The 16,294-nt window shown below is 58.7% G+C and carries 14 protein-coding genes; 8 read left to right on the top strand and 6 right to left on the bottom strand.

The window, feature by feature from the left end; genetic code table 11:
- Positions 1 to 40: 40 nt before the first annotated feature.
- Complete coding sequence (locus tag ACFSE1_RS01955) at positions 41 to 2,368, top strand: NADP-dependent malic enzyme (protein WP_377395758.1); 2,328 nt, start codon at positions 41 to 43, stop codon at positions 2,366 to 2,368.
- Between the two features lie 125 nt (positions 2,369 to 2,493).
- A complete protein-coding gene (locus ACFSE1_RS01950; protein ID WP_377395755.1) occupies positions 2,494 to 3,171 on the top strand; it encodes a hypothetical protein in 678 nt (225 codons plus the stop codon).
- Here ACFSE1_RS01950 and bluB read toward each other — a convergent pair.
- Both bluB and ACFSE1_RS01940 read right to left on the bottom strand, forming a co-directional pair.
- The gene (gene bluB / locus ACFSE1_RS01945; RefSeq protein WP_377395752.1) at positions 3,140 to 3,859 is read right to left on the bottom strand and encodes a 5,6-dimethylbenzimidazole synthase; all 720 of its coding nucleotides are present in this window, start codon (positions 3,857 to 3,859) and stop codon (positions 3,140 to 3,142) included. The genes ACFSE1_RS01950 and bluB overlap by 32 nt on opposite strands.
- Before the next feature lie 363 nt (positions 3,860 to 4,222).
- Positions 4,223 to 5,596: a class II 3-deoxy-7-phosphoheptulonate synthase gene (locus ACFSE1_RS01940; RefSeq protein WP_377395749.1), complete on the bottom strand. Its 1,374-nt coding sequence runs from the start codon at positions 5,594 to 5,596 to the stop codon at positions 4,223 to 4,225.
- Positions 5,597 to 6,006: 410 nt separating this feature from the next.
- Here ACFSE1_RS01940 and ACFSE1_RS01935 point away from each other — a divergent pair, with 410 nt between their 5' ends.
- Positions 6,007 to 7,374: a TadE/TadG family type IV pilus assembly protein gene (locus tag ACFSE1_RS01935; protein WP_377396559.1), complete on the top strand. Its 1,368-nt coding sequence runs from the start codon at positions 6,007 to 6,009 to the stop codon at positions 7,372 to 7,374.
- A 38-nt stretch (positions 7,375 to 7,412) separates the two neighbouring features.
- Here ACFSE1_RS01935 and gor read toward each other — a convergent pair whose 3' ends face one another.
- The 3 genes from gor to rpiA form a co-directional block, all read right to left on the bottom strand.
- Entirely contained in the window at positions 7,413 to 8,804 is a 1,392-nt protein-coding gene (gene gor, locus ACFSE1_RS01930; protein WP_377395746.1) for a glutathione-disulfide reductase, read from the bottom strand.
- 116 nt (positions 8,805 to 8,920) lie between these two features.
- The gene (locus tag ACFSE1_RS01925) at positions 8,921 to 9,478 is read right to left on the bottom strand and encodes a DUF2059 domain-containing protein (protein WP_377395743.1); all 558 of its coding nucleotides are present in this window, start codon (positions 9,476 to 9,478) and stop codon (positions 8,921 to 8,923) included.
- Between the two features lie 20 nt (positions 9,479 to 9,498).
- The gene (gene rpiA, locus ACFSE1_RS01920) at positions 9,499 to 10,194 is read right to left on the bottom strand and encodes a ribose-5-phosphate isomerase RpiA (protein WP_377395740.1); all 696 of its coding nucleotides are present in this window, start codon (positions 10,192 to 10,194) and stop codon (positions 9,499 to 9,501) included.
- A 176-nt stretch (positions 10,195 to 10,370) separates the two neighbouring features.
- Between rpiA and gph the strand changes: the two genes are divergently transcribed.
- A complete protein-coding gene (gph, locus tag ACFSE1_RS01915; RefSeq protein WP_377396557.1) occupies positions 10,371 to 11,075 on the top strand; it encodes a phosphoglycolate phosphatase in 705 nt (234 codons plus the stop codon).
- A gap of 57 nt (positions 11,076 to 11,132) precedes the next feature.
- On the opposite strand, the gene ACFSE1_RS01910 is transcribed toward gph, so the two are convergent.
- Positions 11,133 to 13,259 carry an OmpA family protein gene (locus tag ACFSE1_RS01910; protein WP_377395737.1) on the bottom strand — a complete coding sequence of 709 codons (2,127 nt, stop codon included), beginning with the start codon at positions 13,257 to 13,259 and terminating at the stop codon, positions 11,133 to 11,135.
- Between the two features lie 305 nt (positions 13,260 to 13,564).
- On the opposite strand from ACFSE1_RS01910, the gene ACFSE1_RS01905 reads away from it, so the two are divergent.
- From ACFSE1_RS01905 to ACFSE1_RS01890, 4 genes are all read left to right on the top strand, one after another.
- On the top strand, positions 13,565 to 13,831 hold the full coding sequence (locus tag ACFSE1_RS01905; RefSeq protein ID WP_377395734.1) for an usg protein: 267 nt from the start codon (positions 13,565 to 13,567) through the stop codon (positions 13,829 to 13,831).
- 77 nt (positions 13,832 to 13,908) lie between these two features.
- Positions 13,909 to 14,724 (top strand): class I SAM-dependent methyltransferase, encoded by an 816-nt coding sequence (locus tag ACFSE1_RS01900; protein ID WP_377395731.1) that lies wholly within the window; start codon positions 13,909 to 13,911, stop codon positions 14,722 to 14,724.
- 78 nt (positions 14,725 to 14,802) lie between these two features.
- A complete protein-coding gene (locus ACFSE1_RS01895; protein WP_377395728.1) occupies positions 14,803 to 15,213 on the top strand; it encodes a CopD family protein in 411 nt (136 codons plus the stop codon).
- Between the two features lie 60 nt (positions 15,214 to 15,273).
- The gene (locus ACFSE1_RS01890) at positions 15,274 to 16,149 is read left to right on the top strand and encodes an NAD(P)-dependent oxidoreductase (RefSeq protein WP_377395725.1); all 876 of its coding nucleotides are present in this window, start codon (positions 15,274 to 15,276) and stop codon (positions 16,147 to 16,149) included.
- Positions 16,150 to 16,294: the final 145 nt, after the last annotated feature.

Below are 16,294 nucleotides of genomic sequence, written 5' to 3'. Positions count from 1 at the left end.
AGACACGCGAAAGCAAAAAAGACCGGAAAGGAGTTTGGCGATGGAGCAGCAAGGTAAGGATCTTCCCGGAAATGCAGCCCCGAAGGCGGATCTGGATGAGCAGGCGCTGTTCTTCCATCGATATCCGCGCCCCGGCAAGCTGGAAATTCAGGCCACGAAGCCACTGGGCAACCAGCGCGATCTGGCGCTTGCCTATTCTCCCGGCGTGGCTGCCCCCTGCCTTGCGATTCGCGACAATCCGGAAACAGCGGCGGATTATACCGCACGCGCCAATCTGGTTGCGGTTGTATCGAACGGCTCTGCGGTGCTGGGTCTCGGCAATATCGGCCCGCTGGCTTCGAAGCCGGTGATGGAAGGCAAGGCGGTTCTGTTCAAGAAGTTCGCCGCCATCGATGTGTTCGACATCGAAATCGCCGGTGAAACGGTCGAGAGCATGGTCTCCACCGTGGCCGCTCTGGAGCCAACCTTCGGCGGCATCAATCTTGAGGATATCAAGGCTCCGGAATGTTTCGAGGTCGAGCGCCAGCTGCGCGAAAAGATGAACATTCCGGTCTTCCATGACGATCAGCATGGAACCGCCATCATCGTGGCTGCCGCCATTCTCAACGGTCTGGAACTGGCCGGCAAGAAGATCGACGAAGTCAAGATCGTCACCTCCGGTGCCGGTGCGGCGGCGCTGGCCTGCCTCAACCTTCTCGTCTCGCTCGGTGCCAAGCGCGAAAACATCTGGGTCCACGATATCGAGGGCCTCGTTTACGATGGCCGCAATGTTCTGATGGACCCGTGGAAGGAAATCTACGCCCAGAAGAGCGAGAAGCGGATGCTGGCGGAAAGCATTGGCGGGGCGGATGTGTTCCTCGGCCTTTCGGCTGCCGGTGTGCTGAAGCCGGAACTGCTGGAGCAGATGGCGCCGAACCCGCTCATCATGGCGCTTGCCAACCCGACGCCGGAGATCATGCCGGAGCTTGCACGTGCAGCACGGCCGGATGCGATGATCTGCACCGGGCGCTCTGACTTCCCCAACCAGGTGAACAACGTTCTCTGCTTCCCCTATATCTTCCGCGGTGCGCTGGATTGCGGTGCAACCACCATCAACGAAGAAATGAAGATGGCGGCGGTCAAGGCCATTGCCGGTCTGGCGCGGGAGGAGATTTCGGATGTGGCGGCACGCGCCTACGCCGATGAAACGCCGATCTTCGGCCCCAACTATCTGATCCCCTCGCCCTTCGATCCACGCCTCATCCTGCGCATTGCTCCGGCGGTTGCCAAGGCAGCGGCGGAAACCGGCGTCGCTTCGCGCCCTATCGAGGATTACGATCAGTATCTCGATCAGCTGAACCGCTTCGTCTGGCGGTCGGGCTTTGTCATGAAGCCGATCTTCGCCAGCGCCAAGCAGTCGGAAAAGAAGCGGGTCATCTTTGCGGAAGGCGAAGACGAACGCGTTCTGCGTGCGGCTCAGGTTCTTCTGGAAGAAAAGACCGGCGTGCCGATCCTCATCGGCCGTCCTTCCGTCATCGAGGCGCGCCTGAAGCGATTCGGCATCCGCATCAGACCGGATGTGGACTTCCAGGTGGTCAACCCTGAAGACGATCCGCGCTACCGCGACTATGTGGATGACTATTTCGCGCTTGTCGGCCGTGCTGGCATCAACCCGGAAGCGGCCCGCACCATCGTTCGCACCAACAACACCGTCATCGGTGCGCTGGCCGTCAAGCGCGGCGAGGCCGATGCGCTGATCTGCGGTGTCGAAGGCCGGTTCGACAAGCATTTGAAGGATGTGGCCCAGATCATCGGCAAGCGCCCCGGCGTCTGCGCCTTCTCCAGCTTGAGCCTTCTCATCACGCAGAACGGCCCTGTCTTCTTCACGGATACCTTCGTGAACGACAATCCGACGCATGAAGAAATCGCCGAAATCACCATTCTGGCAGCGCAGGAAATCCGCCGCTTCGGCATCACGCCCAAGGCTGCCCTGCTCTCCCACTCCAATTTCGGCTCCCGCCATTCCGAAAGTGCGAGCAAGATGCGCGCCGCGCTGGAAATCATCCGCAAGCGCGCCCCGCATCTCGAGGTCGATGGTGAAATGCAGGCAGGCTCTGCGCTGTCTGAGACCTTGCGCAAGCGTGCAATGCCCGATAGCGCCCTTTCCGGTGAAGCGAACCTGCTGGTCTTCCCGAACCTCGATGCTGCCAATATCTCGCTTGGCATCGTCCGCACCATGATGGATGCCCTGCATGTGGGCCCGATCCTTCTGGGTGCGGCCCAACCGGCACATGTTCTCTCCACCTCCGTCACATCGCGCGGTGTGGTCAACATGGCGGCGCTGGCCGTTGTGGAAGCGGCACATACCGGGCTGGAAGCAATCGAATAGGCTGGCGGTGGCGCCCCACATCAGGGCGCTTGCGTAAGCTTTGCGCAGGACGGTTATGCAATTATCAACCCGGAAGGATCATGCTCCTTCCGGGTTGATGTACACCAGAGGGATCAGCAAGCTCTATGGCATTGAAGAAGCTTCTCGTTCCAATTCTCCTGCTCGTTCCTGCGGCGGCTTCCGCTGCGGATAATGCGGCGCGCTGCCTGGCACTCGGCAAGGAAATCGCCTCCACGCCAACCGTGATCGGCAGCACGGGCGTCGTGAACGCCCATGCGCAGGCCCTTGCGGATGTGACAGCTGAAATGCGGCGGCTTCGCTCCGAGATGCAGAGAATGCGCTGCGGCACAGGCAGCATCGTAACCTTTGGCGTTAACGACCCCTGCAATGCGCTTGAACAACGCCTTATCGATGCAGACCGCGATCGCCAGGCCATCCTCGCCTCTCGCACCCAACAGGGCAAACTGGTTGGCTCGCTTGGCCGTGATCAGGAAGCTCTACGGGAAGAGATGCGGCGGCTTCGCTGCGGCGAAATAGACTACAGCAACGTGCCTGCTTCCATTACGCCGCTTGAACCGGGTGAGGTAAAAAGCCCGAAGGAGCCATCGAAGGCCCTGCCGCCCACCGGCAACTCAATCCTCAAACTCGGTGAAGCACGCGGCACGACTTACACGGACACCTCGCCAAAGCCGCCTGTGCGCGACTGGGAACCGGACAAGCCGGTCAGAACGGTTGGGCCGCAATTCTTCCCCGATGGCGAGGATAGCGATGTCAGCCGCCCCGGCGTTCAGCCGAGCAGATAGGCTTATCAACCCACCGCTCGTCGCAAATCAGGTCGTCCAGATCCAGTCGCTGTCTCCAGCCTTTTTGGGCCAGTTCAGGCTCCGCATAAAGTTCGTTCACATAGCCAAGGCAAAGCCAGGCCACGATTTCAACGCGTTCGGGAATACCGAGAAGTGAGCGGACGTCCCGGTCATGAAAAATACTCACCCAGCCAACGCCGACGCCTTCCGCCCTCGCCGCCAACCATAAGTTCTGAACGGCGCACACGGTCGAATAGACATCCATTTTCGGATTATGGGTGCGCCCCAACACCACAGGCCCGGCCCGGTCAGGATCGCAGGTAACAACAATCGAAAGCGGTGCCTTACGAATGCCCTCAAGCTTGAGGCTTTGGTAGAGCATACGTTTCTCGTCATTGAACAGCGCTGCCGCCTCTTCATTGGCCTTGGAGAACGCTTCCCAGGCACGCTGCCGCGTGGCCGGATCGCGCACAAGAATAAAGCTCCATGGCTGCATGAAACCCACCGAAGGCGCGGCATGCGCTGCTTCCAGCAGCCGGCGCACCAGCTCATCGTCCAAAGCGTCAGGCAGGAATTGGTCTCGCACATCGCGTCGCGTGTGGATGGCACGATAAACGGCTTCGCGCGCCTCTTTGCCAAAAGGAGAGGCTGCGATCAGCCCACCCGCAGATTGCTTCTCAGCGTTCATCCTTGAGCACTTCCACCGCTATTGATAGGTCGAAACGGACGCGTTGTTTCATCGTCTTCAGCCTGCCTCCACAGAGCCGAAAATATGTTACGCGGCCGGAATTTCACAGTCAGTGATTGAAAATAGGTGACCGCTCACCCGTTAACCTTTTGGCAATATTCAACGTATATATTTATTCGCATAAGCGAATACTATGACATTCTACTGTTGATATGCACCCCTTCCGCCTTTCAACAGTTTCAGGGCGCACTGCACACGCCTTGACAGCAAAAAGGCCGGTTCCCCCACCGGCCTTTTTTTATTATCCAGGCTTATGCAAACTGTCGCGCGACCCTCTCAGGTTCCACGACAGTTCTTTGGCACTTAGCCGTTCACTGCCAGACGCTTTTCTTCCCGGCCGGTCTTCATGCGCTCAGCCAGCAGGAACGCAAGTTCCAGAGCCTGATCGGCGTTCAAGCGCGGATCGCAATGGGTGTGATAACGATCCTGAAGGTCGCCTGCCGTCACGGCGCGCGCGCCACCGGTGCATTCGGTGACATCCTTGCCCGTCATTTCCACATGGATACCGCCGGGATGCGTGCCTTCGGCGCGATGGATCTGGAAGAAGCTTTCCACTTCCGACAGAACGCGGTCGAACGGGCGTGTCTTGTAGTTGTTGAGCGTGATCGTATTGCCATGCATGGGATCGCAGGACCAAACAACCTTGCGGCCTTCACGTTCGACGGCGCGGATGAGGCGCGGCAGGTGCTCTGCAACCTTGTCATGGCCAAAGCGGCAAATCAGCGTCAAACGACCGGCTTCATTCGTCGGGTTCAGGATGTCGATCAGCTCCAGCAGGCCATCCGCTGTCATGGAGGGGCCGCACTTCAGACCAATCGGGTTCTTGATGCCGCGGCAGAATTCCACATGCGCGTGGTCAGGCTGGCGTGTGCGGTCACCGATCCAGATCATGTGACCGGACGTTGCGTACCAGTCGCCGGAGGTGGAATCAACGCGCGTCAGCGCCTCTTCGTAGCCCAGCAGCAGCGCCTCGTGGCTAGTGAAGAAATCCGTTTCGCGCAGGCTGTGATTGTTTTCCGAAGTAATGCCAATGGCCTTCATGAAGTCCATCGTTTCAGAAATACGATCAGCAAGCTTGCGATAACGCTCGCCCTGCGGGCTATCCTTGACGAAGCCCAGCATCCACTGGTGCACATTGTCCAGGTTGGCGTAACCACCCATGGCAAATGCGCGCAGCAAGTTCAATGTCGCCGCAGACTGGCGGTAGGCCTGCAATTGCCGATGCGGGTTCGGAATGCGCGCTTCTTCGTTGAATTCAATGCCGTTGATGATGTCGCCGCGATAGGATGGCAGCTCAATATCACCCTGCTTTTCAATGTTCGAAGAACGCGGCTTGGCAAACTGGCCGGCAATACGGCCCACTTTCACGACCGGTTGCTGCGCACCGAATGTCAGAACGACAGCCATTTGCAGGAAGGCGCGGAAGAAATCGCGGATGGTATCGGCACCATGTTCCAGGAAGCTTTCGGCGCAGTCGCCGCCCTGCAGCAGGAAGCCATTGCCCTCAGCCACATTGGCGAGAGACTTTTTCAGGCGACGCGCCTCACCGGCAAAAACGAGTGGCGGGAAGGTTGCAAGCTGAGCTTCGGTTGCCTTCAGCGCACCCGCATCCGGATAATCCGGAACCTGCTGGATCGGTTTGTGCCGCCAAGAGTTCGGGGTCCAGTTTTCTGCCATCGTCGTCCGTCCTGTTGTGCCGGCCCTGCCCGGTGCCGTAATCAAGTCGGCGGCTTATAAACCTTTGTCCTCACCTTGCATAGGCCCGTTAACGACTCCTGCCGTCTCTGAGGGGATAGCCGGACCGATGAGTGCCTTGCCTCGCTGCTCCCCTTTCTGCGTCCCCTTGCTGCCTGCGTCAGCGGGGAGAGAACCGCAACGCTGCATGCCGGAACGCAGATCAGATGCAGCCGCACGCCAACCGGGATTTCTTCAACCAAAACGCGCTGTAACCGACTGGATTATATTGGAAAATGATCGATTTGACCTGAGGCTTTTTATCAATCGTCAACCACGCTCATTCCGGAAATTATAAGCCTTTGTCCTATATTGTGTCATCGTGATTTAAACTGGATGAGCAAACGTTGGCTATGCTTAACTTTAACGGCAAGACATTTTCAGGCCGGCTGCAACTACGGCCATTCCATAAATTTGTCCGCGACGAGGCCGGTAATTTCGGCGTCCTCAGCGCTTTGATCATGGTTCCGCTCATTGGCATCGCCGGCCTCGCGGTCGATTTCGGCATGGCCCTTGATGAACGGCAGGCCTTTATGAATGCTGCCGATGCCGCAGCAGTCGGCGCTCTATCTGAAAAATCACCGAGCGTCGCACAGGCCATGACGATGTCGAGCGACGGAGAAATCAAGATTGGCACGCAGGATGCCGAGAGGCTGTTCCGGGGCCAACTTCCCGCCAGTCTTTCAAGCAAAGTGACCTCTGTTAGCGTTACCATTGAACGCAAAGGCACAGCCCTCACCTCGAAAGTCGCGTTCAATGCGGCCATTCCCACCACGTTCCTCCGCATCATTGGCAAAGAGGCTTTTCCGATCGCTGGCGCTGCCTCCGCCAGCTATCAAACCAACGCCTTCATCGATTTCTTCATGCTGCTGGATAACACCCCGTCGATGGGTTTGGGCGCTACGCAAAAGGACATCGACAAGCTCAAGGAAAATACATCTGCGCTTCTGCGAGAGAGGCATAGGGCACCTCAAGGCTGTGCTTTTGCCTGTCATGCCACGAACCCCGATTACGCATTCGAAAACACTCTGGAAAGTGCCAGGAAGATGGGCATCAGATTGCGTATCGATGTGGTGAAAAGTGCAACGCAAGCTCTGACGGAGGATGTGGAGAAATACCGGCTCCTCGCAAACCAATATCAAATGGCGCTCTATTCTTTCGGCACCACAGCAGACAATGTTCGGCTGACAGAGATTGCAGGCCTCACCACTGATATGGTGAGCCTTCGCAAATCGGCTTCCATGCTCGACCTCATGTCCACGCAGAAAAACAACTACAATGACAACCAGTTGACTGACTTTAGGAGCACATTCTCAGCGCTGAAAAGCAGAATTGGCAAAGGCGGTGGTGGCACCAGCGCCTCAGATCGCCAGAAGATCGTCTTCCTCGTATCAGATGGCGTAACAGACGCCGCCAAGGCGGACTGTTCCCAGCCGTTGAAAGATGAAACGCGCTGCATGGAAGAAATTGATGTGGACGATTGCAACGAATTGAAGAATAACGGCATCAAAATTGGCGTCGTTTACACAACCTACCTGCAAATGCCGGACGACGGTTTCTGGACTAATCGCATCAAGCCGTTCGACAAGAAAATCTCGCCCGCAATGCAGGCTTGCGCCTCTCCCGGTTACTTCATCGAAGCCTCGCCGGATCAGGATCTCACCGCTGCCATGCAGACGCTGTTCCGCAAGCTCTTGAGCGCGCCACGCCTCACAAGCTGATAAGGAAAAGGGAGGCCTCACGCCTCCCTCACCTCATGTCAATCAATCCGCTCGCCACCTTTGACACGGTAGCTTGGCTTGTACATCGTCACCAGCTCTTCCGCCGCCGTCGGGTGAACAGCCATGGTGCGGTCGAAATCGTCCTTGGTCACGCCAGCCTTTAATGAAATGCCCAGAAGCTGCGCCATTTCACCGGCATCATGGCCAAGCACATGGGCACCGACCACCTTACGGTCGGCGGCATTGACGATGAGCTTCATGATCATTTTTTCCGCACGCCCCGAAAGCGTTGCCTTCATCGGGCGGAATTCGGCGCGATAGATTTCGATCTCCTCGAACTTCGTGCAGGCTTCTTCTTCAGACAGCCCAACCGTACCAATTTCCGGCTGCGAAAATACGGCAGTGGCGATCAGATCGTGATCCGGTGCGGTCGGGTTGTTCTTGTACTCGGTCTCGATGAAGCACATGGCCTCATGAATGGCCACGGGGGTCAGTTGCACGCGGTCGGTCACATCGCCCAGTGCAAAGATGTGGGGAACGCTGGTGCGGGAATAGGCGTCCACCACCACGGCACCGCGTTCGTTCATGTCAACGCCCGCTGCTTCAAGCCCAAGCCCTTTGGTGTTGGGGTCGCGACCCAGCGCCAGCATGATCTGGTCTGCCACCAGCGTTGCGCCCGCCTTGGTACGGGCCGTCAGTCCGCCTGCAGGCGATTGGGTCACTTCCTCGATGATATCCGTGAGAATGATACGGATGCCCTTGTCCACCATCGCCTTGTGCAGGCCCTGGCGCATATCCTGGTCAAAGCGGGAGAGAATTTCCTTGCCACGGTAGATCAGGGTCGTATCGACGCCCAGCCCGTGAAAGATATTGGCAAACTCCACGGCAATATAGCCGCCGCCTGCAATCAGGATGGATTTCGGCAATTCGTCGAGATGGAAGGCCTCGTTGGACGTGATGCAGAGTTCGGAACCGGGCAGAGAAGCATGCGGGTTTGCCGTGCCGCCCGTTGCGATAATGATGCGTTCTGCCGTCACCAGCCTGTCTGTTTTCACAAGCCGGATTGTGTGGGCGTCCACCAGTTCCGCACGCGTTTCCAGAAGCTCGGCGCCCGCATTTTCCAGCCCGCGCCGGTAGAGCCCTTCCAGCCGGTCAATCTCGCGATCCTTGGCGGCCACCAGCGCTTTCCAGTCAAACTGGCTCTCACCCACTGTCCAGCCATAGCCAGCAGCATCCTCGAAATGCTCATGATACTGCGAGGCATAAACGAACAGCTTCTTCGGCACGCAGCCGCGGATGACGCAGGTGCCGCCATAGCGATACTCCTCTGCGATGGCGACCTTCTTGCCCAAGCCTGCCGCAAGCCGCGCAGAGCGCACACCGCCCGAACCGCCTCCAATGACAAACAGGTCATAATCATAGGCTGACATGGGCTTCTCCTTTAAGCAGTCGAACTAGACGATGGTTTTGCATATAGGGGTGGTAGCAGCAAAAAGAAAAGCCCGGAACTGGCCGGGCTTTGCTTGGAAATCTGTTTGCCGCAAGCTCAGGGCTTGGCTGGCTGGCCTTCAACTTCTGCTGTCGGCGCCTTCACCTTGTTGGCATCCATCACCGTGCGCAGCTTGGCAGAGCTGTTTGCCGTCAGGTCGCGAGAAATACCATTTGCCCAGATTTCAGCGGCGCGAACGGTTTCACGCTGCACCAGCGGCAGGGTCTGGAGATATTTCTTGCCGACCGGCGAGGAATAGAAAGCGGCAATCTGCTTCAGTTCGTCGGCCGTGAAGGACTTGGCGAAGGTGGTTGCCACTTCCTTTTCCAGGTCGGCGCGACGAGGTGCGAGTGCCAGGGCTTCCGCGTCAACAGTCTTGGAAATCTGATCCTGGAAGTTCGGCGAAGCGACGGTGTATTCGCTCTTCAGGCGCTCTGCCAGGTTCGGCAGAATGTTGTCGAAGCGATCGGTTGCGTTCAGCGATGCAATGGCATCCTTCGCAGCCTTCAGGTGATCGGCGGAAACTTCCTGCGCGCTGGCTGGAGCAGCAAAGGCGGCACCCGAAAGAAGAATGGCAAGCGCCGCAGCACGGCCCAGAACCGCATGTCTGATCATTGTCTCGTTGCTCCTGTCTTTCATTTCGCTTGCAGCGTCCGCGCGCCTGCCGGCCCGGCAATGATCGCGAAAGACGCCATGTTGATGAATAACCCGTGTTCAACGACGCCGGGTATTGAATTCAATTGAATCGCCAAAGCCTCTGCATCAGGAATACGGCCAAAAAATGCGTCGAAAATATAGTGTCCACCGTCCGTGGTGAACGGCCCGTCGCCGGATTTGCGCAGCTTGATTTCGCCGGAAAGGCCAAGCCTGGATGCCAGTTTTTCAATGGCAATGCGCGTCGTCGTCAGCCCGAAAGGATTGACTTCGATCGGCAGCGGAAACTTGCCAAGCGTTTCCACAACCTTGGTCTCGTCGGCAATGACGATCATGCGCGAGGATGCCGAGGCAACGATCTTTTCGCGGAGCAAGGCACCGCCGCCGCCCTTCACAAGGCGCAGGGCTGCGTCCACTTCGTCTGCGCCATCGATGGTCAGATCCAGTTCCGGCAGCTCGTCGAGCGATTTCAGCGGAACGCCAAGCTCCAGGCAGAGCCGCGCTGTGCGCTCGGATGTCGGCACACCTTCCACTTTCAGTCCGGCGGCAACCTTCTCCGCCAGCAACCGCACGAACTCCTCGGCTGTCGAGCCGGTGCCAATGCCCAGCCGCATTCCGTTTTCGACATGTTGAAGTGCAGCTTCCGCCGCCTTGATCTTCATTTCCCGGGCGTCCATCCGCCACCAGCTCCCCGTCAGTTTCGACGTGTGCTGTTTACACGCCTCGCCCCGCAAACAAAAGTCCTGTTGTGCTTTCCTCAAGGCCAATCGACTGGCCCATGACAACCGTCAATCATAAAGAGGGCTCTGGCTGCGTTGCAAAGGCCGCATTGGCCACATAGTTTGCGGCCACAATCACAAGCAGGAAGGCTCCAATCTTGTCCGCACCCCTCGTCATCTTTGATCTCGACGGCACGATGATCGATACCGCGCACGATCTCATCGACAGCCTGAACTATACGATTGCGGCACGCGATCTTGCCCCCGTCACGTTTGAGGACCTGACGCATCTGGTGGGCCAAGGTGCCCGTGTCATGATCCGCCGCGCCTTTGCGCTGCGCGAGCAGCCGATTGATGATTCGGAGGTGGAAAGCCTGCTTGAACGGTTTCTTGGCCACTACAAGGAACATATGCCGGGCAAGAGCCGCGCCTACGACGGGTTGGAAGCCTGCCTGGATCGGTTGCAGGCTGCTGGCTATGCGGCTGCCGTCTGCACCAACAAGATGGAGGAGCTTGCTCTTCCGCTGCTGGAAAAACTGTCACTGACCAGCCGTTTCTCGGCCATCACGGGCGGCGATACTTTCGCGGTCCGCAAACCGGATGCGGCCCATATTCTTGGAACGATCGAACGGGCGGGGGCGCTGCCCGCACGCAGCATCATGATTGGCGACAGCATCAACGACATCATGGCCGCCCGCAATGCTGGCGTCCCGTCCATCGGCGTCACCTTCGGCTATTCCGATGTCCCGGTCGCCGAGTTGAAGCCCGATCACGTCATTTCGCATTTCGATGAGTTGACGCCTGAACTGGTGTCCGGCCTTCTCGCTCACCGAAACTGAGGCAGAAAGAGGCCGCCGGAGCGTCAGTTCCGGCGGCCTCTTGGCGTGGGATGGTTATTATCGGTTTTGCGCGACCGGCTTCACCAGCGCAGTGATACGGCGCACGGTCACGCGGCGGTTCTGCTGCTCGGCAGCTTCCGTCCTCACCTTGAGGTAGCGTTCGCCATAGCCCTGCGTCACCATGTTTTCCGGCGGAATGCCAAATGCATCCGTCAGAACGCGAGCAACGGATTCGGCACGGCGGTCAGAGAGAATGAGATTGCTCTCATCGGAACCGACTGCATCCGTATGGCCTTCGATCAGGAAGGTTTCCGCCGGATCGCGGTCGAGCACCTTCTTGATGGCCTCTGCCACCTTGCGCAGGCTTCGGGCCTGATTCATCGGAATCTCCGCACTTCCCGTGGCAAAGGTGATGGTATCGAGGTCGATACGGCGCACCTTGTCGCGGATACGGGCCGAATAGCGAACTTCATCGACGGAGTAGACGCGCTCCACACGCTCCACCGGCGGCTGCTCCAGAAAGCGATAGTAATCGCGATCGGGATCGGAGGTCGTGTCGATGATGTACTGGTTGACCGGGATCGTCAGGCGCATGGGTGGCAGTTCGTCGCCGGGATCACGCCATTCGTAATCGCGGTCGCCGCGCTCATCCGCCAGTTCAGGCGCATAGAACAGCACATATTCGCGGCCACGGCGATCAACGCGTGAACGCTGGATCACCTCGCCATAGCGGTTGCGAACCGTCACAACCTGAATACCGTTTTCCCGTTCGTAGATTTCGCGTGTGCGGCCGCCCGGCAGGCGTTCATATTGCGGTCCATAGCCGTCTTCGATGAAGCGGTCGCTATCGTCGTGACGAACAATGGTGCGATTGTCGATCTGGATGATCGTCCGGTTGTCTTCCACACTGCGCACATCGCGCCAACCACGCGGATCCTCAAAGCGTGGACGCTCGGTCAACCGCTCGCCGCGTTGGGTCGCGAAGGATTCGATGCGAACCGGGGCGGCGCGCTGCCCATCCGGCGCGGCCTGTGCGGCTGCATCCGACGTGGGTGGCGGAGGCGGTGGAGCGGATGGTGCGGCTGCGGGCTGCACCGACTGCCCTTGCACGGGCGCTGCATCCTGACGGGGAAGATTGCGACGCTCACGCGGAGCACCGGCAGTCGCGGGCGCTTCCTTGGCGCTGTCCAGCACGGCTGCGCCATTTTCGACGGGCAACACAACAGGCCCAGTCGCCGATGCCGGATTGTCGGCAATGGCCTTGGCGCGCTGGATTTCCTCAGGCGTCTTCGGCGCGGCAACAACCGGCTGGCTTCCCGGTGCTGCCGGGGCTGTGGCAGGGGCATCAGAGCGCTCCTGCGTTTCTGCACCAGAAGGAGGTGGCGGTGTGCCGGGTGCGGCAGCGGGCGGCGGGGTGCCGGGGGCAGCCTTTGGCGCAGGTTCAGCACCTGGGGCCGCTGGAACTGGCTGCTCACCAGGGCGTGCAGGCGCAGCGTCCGCTGGTTTCGCCTCAGGGGCTTTCGCCGCAGGCTCCGCTGGCGCCGGTGCTGGAGCCGGCGCAGGTGCCGGGTCTGCGGCCTTCGGTTCAGGCTTCGCGGCGGGCGCTTCTGCGGGTTGCTCTGCCGGTGCAGCAGGGCGGGCTGCAGGCTCCTCAGCGGCAGGCGCTTCGCGCTTGGGTTCAGGCTTCGTTTCCGCTTCAGCTTCGGGCTTGGGCTCCGCCTTCGGCTGCGGCTCTGGCTCTGCCGGGGCCTCGGCCTTCGGTTCGCGCTTCGGTTCAGGCTGCGGCTCTGGCTTTGGTTCTGGCGGGGCTTCAGCCTCCGGCGCAGGGCGTGGCTTTGGCTGCTCCGGTTCCGGCGGGGGTGGTGCAGGCTCTGCAGGCGGCGGTTCCGGTGCGGCCTCAGGTGCAGGTTCGGGCGCACGCTGCGGTTCAACCTGTTCGGCCTCACCGCCCGGGCGTGCTTCACCTTCAGGCGCATCGCCGCCCTTGGGGCGACGTAGCTTCAGTTCTTCCTCGCTCTGTCCTTCAGGTCCGGCGGGCTGATCCTGCACACGGATGATGTGGGAACGGCTCTCCACCGGCAGGCTCGGGATTGTCGGCATGGCCGCATGCACATCCGGCACGATCAGGCTCATGGAAATCAACGGCATCGCCACGCTGGCGAGAAGTCCTTTACGCTTGGGCATTGTAGCTCCCTGGCTGCATTTCGTCTTCGTCCCTTCACCCGCCACCTTCTTCTGAAACTGAGGTGGGCGGCTCGCACCAACGGCAAGACGTGGGTTTTGTTCCAGGAGAGGTTAAGGCCCTCGCGCATGAACGAAAGCTGAAACAGGGTAGCAGCAATCATTCAGACTGAGTGCTAAGCTACTGATTCCAAAATGTTATTGGCGTCATTTACCTGTCACTTGTTAAGCTTCGCTTAAGCGGAGAGTGCTGCAATCGGCGTGCGGATATTCTCCGCCAAAGAGGTCAACTCCGAGGGATTCACGATATGACGCCTGAAATGGAACTGATGCTCAAAGGCTATGGCATGACGACCGCGCAGATCCTGTACCGCATGCCGGACCACCCCACCCTGCTGCAAACCTATATCTGGCAGCATTACGATCTGGCCCCGGAATTTCCGGAGATGAAGAGCTTCCTCAAGTTCTGGCAGGAGAAGCTCGACGGACCGCTCCACTCCGTCCGCTATGTGCACCGAAAGCTCATCGCGGCGAATGAATGGCGGGCCCTGAAGGGAGAATTCATCATCCACTGAGGCCCGCGCAAGGCGCCGATCTTGCCATTGCGCCCACATCGGCTTAAAGCCGCCCCTTGAGATATAAAGAGGCGGCCATGAAAAAGATCGATGAAGAAGCGCTGGCGGAAGCTTACAACCGTGCGCTTGCCCTTGAGAAATCGGGCGATATAGACGCCGCCGTGGCTGCCTACCGGCAGGTGCTGGAAATCGACCCTGAGGATCATGGCGGCGCTGCGGTTCGCATTGCGGCCATGGGGCGCGGTGAAACGCCTCCCAAGGCCCCCGATGCCTATGTGGAAACCCTGTTCGATCAACATGCGGACAGCTTCGAGAATATTCTTGTCGAACAGCTCGGCTATGCGGTGCCTGTTCTGGTGCGCCAGCGCCTGCAGGACCTCAAGCTCGGCCCCTTCCAGCGCATGCTGGACCTTGGCTGCGGAACCGGGCTTACCGGCGGTACGCTTCGCGATATGGTCGAAGATATTACCGGGATCGACATATCGGAGAACATGGTCGAAATCGCCCATGAGAAGGATCTCTACGAGACGCTTTACGTTGCGGAAGTCGAAGACTTTCTCGAAGACAACGATGACGAAGCCTTTGATCTCGTTACGGCAACCGATGTCCTGCCTTATCTCGGCGCGCTGGAGCCTCTGTTCTTTGGCGTGGCCGAAAACATGGTCAGCGGCGGCATCTTTGTCTTTTCGTCCGAAACCCTGCCGGATGACGTTTTTGCTGGCCGCAGCTACATGGTCGGTCCGCATCAGCGTTTCGCCCATGCGGAAAGCTATGTGCGCCAGCGGCTGACGGAGACCGGCTTTGAAGTCCTGGAGCTGACGGATATCAACGTGCGTATGCAGGATGGAAACCCCACCCCTGGCCATCTGGTGGTTGCGCGCTTCAAGGGTTGAGTCTGGTTTTCTAAAACCATTCCAATTTCGTTCGAACCGTTCTAGTTTGCACACTCAATCTAGGCAGGGCGGAGATTCATGCTGTATTTTCTAATCAAGGGCCTTCACGTCGCAGCCGATATGATCTGGGTTGGCGGCATGTTGATCAATGCCTTCGTGATTGCCATGGTCCCGCCGCCCATTCGTGGTGGGGTGATTACGGCTCTGCGCCGTTACGATCGCATCGTTACCACAGGGGCACTCGGCCTCGTCTGGCTGCTCGGCCTCATCCTTGCCTTTGGCTACATCGGCTTTTCCGGTGGCTGGCTCCACCTCAAACTGTTGATCGTCGTCATGCTCTCTGCGCTGCATGGCATGCAGAGCAAGTGGCTGCGCCGCATGGAGGCCGATCCCCTGCTCGATCCTCCGGCCTTCGTGCGCAAGGGCATGCCCATTGTGCTGGTATCGCTGGTGATTGTTGTAATGCTCGCGGAAGTGAAACCCTTCTAAATTCACCGAACTCCCACAGAATGCGGTAACGGCATTAGTAATCCAGTGAGGAAAACGAAAATGGCGAAAGTAGCCTTCATCGGTCTCGGCGTTATGGGCTTTCCGATGGCTGGTCATCTGCGGCAAAAGGGCGGACACGATGTCGTCGTCTACAACCGCACCACCGCCAAGGCAGAGGCTTGGGTCTCGCAATTCGGAGGGGCGCTTGGCAAGACGCCCGCCGAAGCCGCCAAAGATGCGGATTTCGTCTTTACCTGCGTGGGCAATGACGACGATCTCCGCTCTGTCACGACGTGTCCCGATGGCGTGCTGTCCAGCATGAAGGCAGGGGCAATCCTCATCGACAACACCACCGCCTCCGCCGAAGTGGCACGAGAATTGGCGGAAGCGGCCAGCGGCAAGGGCTGCGGCTTCATCGATGCCCCTGTCTCCGGTGGACAGGCTGGCGCAGAAAACGGCGTTCTCACCGTGATGTGCGGCGGCGACGAGGAAACTTTCGCCAAGGCGAAGCCTGTGATCGATGCCTATGCCCGCATGGTTGGCCTGATGGGGCCCGTCGGTTCCGGCCAACTCACAAAAATGATGAACCAGATCTGCATTGCGGGCGTGGTTCAGGGGCTGGCTGAAGCGATCCACTTCGGCAAGAAGGCCGGGCTCGACATCGAGAAAGTGGTTGAGGTCATTTCCAAAGGTGCCGCAGGCTCCTGGCAGATGGAAAACCGCCACAAGACCATGAATGCCGGCACTTACGATTTCGGGTTTGCCGTGGATTGGATGCGCAAGGATCTGGATATCGTATTGCGGGAAGCAAAGCGCAACGGCTCCACATTGCCACTGACCGCACTGGTTGATCAGTTCTACGGGGACGTACAATCCATGGGTGGGAATAGATGGGACACTTCATCCCTTCTTGCACGCTTAGAGAGAAATAAGTGACGAATAGATATAAATCTCTAATTGCAGTAAAAAACTCGAATATTCTTAACTACAAAAGTTTTTGTGATTAAGAATGACTGCAAGAAATAGTGGGTAACATCTTACTTTTAGGATTCCTAACATTAAACCCACCATTAAGGAGTTC

Origin of the sequence: Affinirhizobium helianthi, assembly GCF_042680945.1 — a bacterium.
Classification (GTDB): domain Bacteria; phylum Pseudomonadota; class Alphaproteobacteria; order Rhizobiales; family Rhizobiaceae; genus Neorhizobium; species Neorhizobium helianthi.
The sequence above is the reverse complement of the archived record's forward strand: the minus strand, read 5'-3'. Positions and strand labels throughout refer to the sequence as shown.

Excerpts from the sequence above, each read along its gene's own strand:
- gor (WP_377395746.1), bottom strand. The coding sequence starts at position 8,804 with ATGTCAGCCTATGATTATGACCTGTTTGTCATTGGAGGCGGTTCGGGC.
- ACFSE1_RS01955 (WP_377395758.1), top strand. The coding sequence starts at position 41 with ATGGAGCAGCAAGGTAAGGATCTTCCCGGAAATGCAGCCCCGAAGGCG.
- ACFSE1_RS01940 (WP_377395749.1), bottom strand. The coding sequence starts at position 5,596 with ATGGCAGAAAACTGGACCCCGAACTCTTGGCGGCACAAACCGATCCAG.
- ACFSE1_RS01895 (WP_377395728.1), top strand. The coding sequence starts at position 14,803 with ATGCTGTATTTTCTAATCAAGGGCCTTCACGTCGCAGCCGATATGATC.
- ACFSE1_RS01900 (WP_377395731.1), top strand. The coding sequence starts at position 13,909 with ATGAAAAAGATCGATGAAGAAGCGCTGGCGGAAGCTTACAACCGTGCG.
- ACFSE1_RS01905 (WP_377395734.1), top strand. The coding sequence starts at position 13,565 with ATGACGCCTGAAATGGAACTGATGCTCAAAGGCTATGGCATGACGACC.
- ACFSE1_RS01910 (WP_377395737.1), bottom strand. The coding sequence starts at position 13,259 with ATGCCCAAGCGTAAAGGACTTCTCGCCAGCGTGGCGATGCCGTTGATT.
- ACFSE1_RS01925 (WP_377395743.1), bottom strand. The coding sequence starts at position 9,478 with ATGATCAGACATGCGGTTCTGGGCCGTGCTGCGGCGCTTGCCATTCTT.
- ACFSE1_RS01890 (WP_377395725.1), top strand. The coding sequence starts at position 15,274 with ATGGCGAAAGTAGCCTTCATCGGTCTCGGCGTTATGGGCTTTCCGATG.
- rpiA (WP_377395740.1), bottom strand. The coding sequence starts at position 10,194 with ATGGACGCCCGGGAAATGAAGATCAAGGCGGCGGAAGCTGCACTTCAA.
- bluB (WP_377395752.1), bottom strand. The coding sequence starts at position 3,859 with ATGAACGCTGAGAAGCAATCTGCGGGTGGGCTGATCGCAGCCTCTCCT.
- ACFSE1_RS01950 (WP_377395755.1), top strand. The coding sequence starts at position 2,494 with ATGGCATTGAAGAAGCTTCTCGTTCCAATTCTCCTGCTCGTTCCTGCG.
- ACFSE1_RS01935 (WP_377396559.1), top strand. The coding sequence starts at position 6,007 with ATGCTTAACTTTAACGGCAAGACATTTTCAGGCCGGCTGCAACTACGG.